This is a genomic window from Thalassobacter sp. (assembly GCF_982993085.1).
Genome location: NZ_CEZFMW010000209.1, coordinates 1,725 through 2,992, shown reverse-complemented (window position 1 = coordinate 2,992; position 1,268 = coordinate 1,725). Strand labels below are relative to the sequence as shown.

The following is a 1,268-nucleotide window of genomic DNA, read 5'->3' as shown; positions in this document are numbered from 1 at the left end:
ACGGTGAATTCACCGTCATGGATGGTCAGGTCCAAAGGTGGAATGACCTGAACGTCGCCAAAGCTTTTGGTGACCTGTTTGAGTTCAATCTGTCCCATCGTTCGGGTTCCTTATTTCACCGCGCCGAAGGTCAGACCTCGGACAAGTTGTTTCTGGCTGAACCAGCCAAGGATGAGGATTGGCGCAATGGCCATCGTGGATGCCGCGCTAAGCTTGGCGAAGAATAGGCCTTCGGGGCTGGAGTAGCTTGCGATAAAGGCTGTCAAAGGCGCCGCGTTGGCCGCCGTTAGGTTGAGTGTCCAGAATGCTTCGTTCCATGCGAGGATGAAGTTCAGGAGCAGCGTGGATGCAATGCCCGGCACTGCCATGGGCGTCAGCACATAGAGGATTTCATCGCGTAGTGTTGCCCCGTCCATTCGCGCCGCTTCGAGGATTTCACCCGGAATTTCGCGGAAGTATGTGTAGAGCATCCAGACGATGATCGGCAGGTTGATCAGCATCAACACGACGATCAGGCCAAGGCGCGTATCGAGAAGGTTGAATTCCACAAAGATCAGCGAGATCGGGTAGAGCACACCCACCGCAGGCAACATCTTGGTCGAGAGCATCCACAGCAGGATATCTTTGGTCCGCACCGAGGGTACAAAAGCCATCGACCATGCCGCAGGGATCGCGATCAGAATACCAAGGATGGTGGAGCCACCCGCGATGATGATCGAGTTCCACAGGAACTTCATGTAGTCAGAACGTTCCTGCACCACTGCGTAGTTTTCGAGCGTCCAGTCAAAGTTGAAGAACAGGGGCGGGTCGTTGATCGCCTGCGCCTCGGTTTTGAAGCTGGTCAGGATTGTCCAAAAGATCGGAAAGAACAGGATCAGTGCAATCGTCCATGCGACGGCGGTCGTGATGATCTTGCGGTTGGTTGTTACAGCGCGTGCCATGTGCGTAGCCCCTCAAGCGTCCAGGTTCTTGCCGACGATGCGCATCAAGAAGATGGCAACGATGTTGGCAAGGATGATGGCGTAGACACCGCCCGCAGAACCAAGTCCGATATTCTGGCTGTCGATGACACGCTGGAAAATCAAGTAGGTCAGGGTGCGGGTGCCAAAGGCGCCGCCGGTGGTGACGAAGATCTCTGCGAAGATCGACAACAAAAAGATCGTTTGGATCAGGATGACGATGGTAATGGCGCGGCCAAGGTGGGGCAGCACGATAAACCAAAAGCGTTTCAGGGCAGGGGCGCCGTCCATTTCGGCGGCCTCAAGCTG

Annotated in this window: 2 protein-coding genes; both read right to left on the bottom strand. The window is 55.4% G+C overall.

Annotation, left to right across the window (positions count from 1 at the left end; translation table 11 throughout):
* Positions 1–110: 110 nt before the first annotated feature.
* Positions 111–941, bottom strand: a complete 831-nt coding sequence (locus AC4GMC_RS17985; protein WP_038006878.1) for a carbohydrate ABC transporter permease — start codon at positions 939–941, stop codon at positions 111–113.
* Between the two features lie 12 nt (positions 942–953).
* Positions 954–1,268, bottom strand: a 315-nt coding sequence (locus AC4GMC_RS17980) for a carbohydrate ABC transporter permease (RefSeq protein ID WP_490391495.1), incomplete at its 5' end; no start/stop codon positions are given.